This is a genomic window from Streptomyces sp. NPDC047880 (assembly GCF_040706515.1).
Lineage (GTDB): Bacteria > Actinomycetota > Actinomycetes > Streptomycetales > Streptomycetaceae > Streptomyces.
Window position 1 is genome coordinate 1 of the sequence record NZ_JBEZOK010000060.1, and the last position, 3,194, is coordinate 3,194.

Genomic DNA, 3,194 nt, shown 5'->3' on the forward strand with positions numbered 1-3,194 from the left:
CACACCGCCAGCATCCCCGCCAGAGTCTCGACGCCCCGCGGCAGGCACAGGCCCACCACCGACTCCGCACCCACACCCTGCGCCCGCAGATAATGTGCCAGACGGTTCGCCCGCACCTCCAACTCCGCGAACGAAACCGACACACCGCCCTGCACGACCGCCACCGCACCCGGCGACCGCCCCACCCGATCCTCGAACAACCCCAGCACCGTGGACGCCACCACCGGCACACCCGTGTCGTTCCACTCCACCAGCACCCGCCGACGCTCATCCGGCAAGACGACATCGACCGCGCTCAGTCGTGTGGAGGGGTCCTCGACGACCTGGTCCAGCAGCAGGTTCAGGGCTTCGGCCATGCGGGTGACGGTGTCGGGCTCGAACAGATCCGCCGCCGCGGTCACCACCCCGCCGATGCCCGCCGGTGCACCGCCCCGGTCGAACCGCTCCCCCACCAGCACCGACAGATCGAACTTCGCCCCAACCCGGCCCAAAGGCAGCGCACTGCCCCGCAGACCCGGCACCCGCGCAGCCGACCCACCCACACCCGCCACCGACACCGTGTCCTGCATCGTCAAAATGACCTGGAACAACGGATGACGAGCCGCCGAACGCGCCGGCGCCAGCTCCTCCACCAGCCGCTCGAACGGCACATCCTGATGCCCGAACCCCGCCAGACTCGTCTCCCGCACCCGCTCCAGCACCTCACCGAACGTCGGATCACCCGACAAGTCCGTCCGGATCACCAGCGTGTTCACGAAGCAACCCACCAGCTCATCCAGCGCCTCATCCGTACGCCCCGCGATCGCCGAACCGATCGGAATGTCCGTGCCCGCACCCAACCGCGACAACGTCACCGCCAGCGCAGCCTGCAACACCATGAACACCGTCACGCCACGCTCACGCGCCACCTCACGCAACCGCGCATGCACCCCAGCCGGCACCTGCACCCCCACCGCATGCCCCTCATGCGAGGCGATCGCAGGACGCGACCGGTCATACGGCAGCGACAGCTCCTCCGGGGCACCGGCCAGCGCCTCACGCCAGAACCCCACCTGACGCGACAACACGCTCTCCGGATCCTCCTCGGACCCGAGCATCTCCCGCTGCCACAACGCATAGTCGGCGTACTGCACCGGCAGGGATTCCCACACCGGAGCACGCCCCTCACACCGCGCCGCATAAGCAGACGTCAAGTCCCGCTCCAACGGAGCAGACGACCACCCATCACTCGCAATGTGATGCACCGCCACCACGAGCACGTGCTCGTCAGGGCCCGTGGCGAACAACCACGCCCGCAGCGGAATCTCGGAACTCAGATCGAAGGCATACCCTGCCGCCTCAGTAACCGCCTCATCGAGACTCTCGGGTTTCACATCGGCGACAGTCAGCGCGAAGTCGGTCTCGTGGACGGGCAGGATGCGCTGATACGGCTCACCGTCGGCGACTGCGAACACCGTCCGCAGCACCTCATGACGCCCGACCACATCCCGCAGCGCCTCTTCCAATGCTTGCCGGTTCAGTGCCCCCGTCAGCCGCAGGACCACAGGCTGGTTGTAGGTGGAACTCGGGCCCTCCAGCTGGCTGATGAACCACAGCCGACGCTGCGCGTAGGACAACGGCACCCGCTCCGGGCGCTCCCCCGCCACCAGAGCCGGACGCGCCGTGTCCGCCTGGCCCAGCCGCGCCGCGAGCCCGGCCGGAGTAGACGCCTCGAAGAGGGTCCGCAGTGCCACTTCCACACCCAGCACCGCACGCACCCGACTGACCAGCCGGGTCGCCAGCAACGAATGCCCACCGAGAGCGAAGAAGTCGTCCTCGACACCCACCTCGTCCAGACCGAGGACCTGGGCGAAGGCCTGGCACAGGATCTCCTCCTGCACCGACACCGGACCCCGGCCTCCGCCACTCGCATACTCCGGTGCGGGCAGGGCCTTGCGGTCCAGCTTGCCGTTCACCGTCAACGGCAACGCCTCAAGAACCACGACCGCCGAGGGCACCATGTACTGCGGCAACCGCTCACCCACGAAGTCACGCAGCTCGGCCGGGGCCGCATCCCCCACCACATACGCCACCAGGCGCTTGTCCCCGGGAACATCCTCACGGGCGACCACCGCCACCTGCGTGATCTGCGGATGCGCGGCCAGTACCGCCTCGACCTCACCCGGCTCGATCCGGAACCCGCGGATCTTCACCTGCTCATCCGCACGCCCCAGATACTCCAGCCGGCCACCGGCCGACCACCGCACCACATCCCCCGTCCGATACATCCGCGCACCCGCCACCTCACCGAACGGGCACGCCACAAACCGCTCACCCGTCAAACCAGGACGCCCCACATACCCCCGCGCCAGACCCGCACCCGCCACATACAACTCCCCCGCCACACCCACCGGCACCGGCCGCAACAAACCATCCAGCACAAACACCCGCGTATTCGCAATCGGCACCCCGATCGGCACACCAGCAGCCGAAAAAACATCACCAGGACGAACGGAATACGCGACACACCCAACCGTCGCCTCGGTCGGACCGTACTCATTCACCACCCTGGCCGCAGGATTCACCTCACCCCAGCGCCGAACCACCTCACCAGAAAGCGCCTCCCCACCCACCACCACATCACCCGACAACGCACAACCCCGCGCCAGATCACCCAGCAAAGTCAAATGACTTGGCGTCACCTTCAAAAAGGTGCAACCCCACTCACCCGACAACGCCTCAACCACGTCCACGCTCTCCGTCAAACCGACCACACGCACACACCCGCCCACCAGCAACGGGCCCAGCAACGACGTCACCGTCAAATCGAACGCCACCGACGAATGAAGACCCGCCACCCCACGCAGACCCTCATACTCCTCACCACACCACCGCAGATAACCCACCGCACTCCGATGAGAAACCATCACACCCTTAGGACGCCCCGTCGAACCAGACGTATAAATCACATACGCCGGATGATCCACACTCAGCGAACCCACACGCTCAACATCAGCAACATCCGCACCCGACACACCCGCCAGCCGACCCTCAAAACCAGAATCACCCAGCACCAAGCACGGCACCGACACCTCAGGAAAAACCGTCCCCGAAGCAGTAATCACACACGCCAGACCCGCATCACCGACCATGAACTCGACACGATCCGCCGGATAATCGACATCGATCGGCACATACCCCGCCCCCGCCTTCAG

General features: G+C 66.5%; 1 protein-coding gene. It reads right to left on the reverse strand.

The annotated features are described in order from the left end of the window. Nucleotides 1-3,173: amino acid adenylation domain-containing protein (locus AB0937_RS38455; RefSeq protein ID WP_366718851.1), on the reverse strand; the 3,173-nt coding region annotated here is incomplete at its 3' end. Between the last annotated feature and the right edge of the window lie 21 nt (nt 3,174-3,194).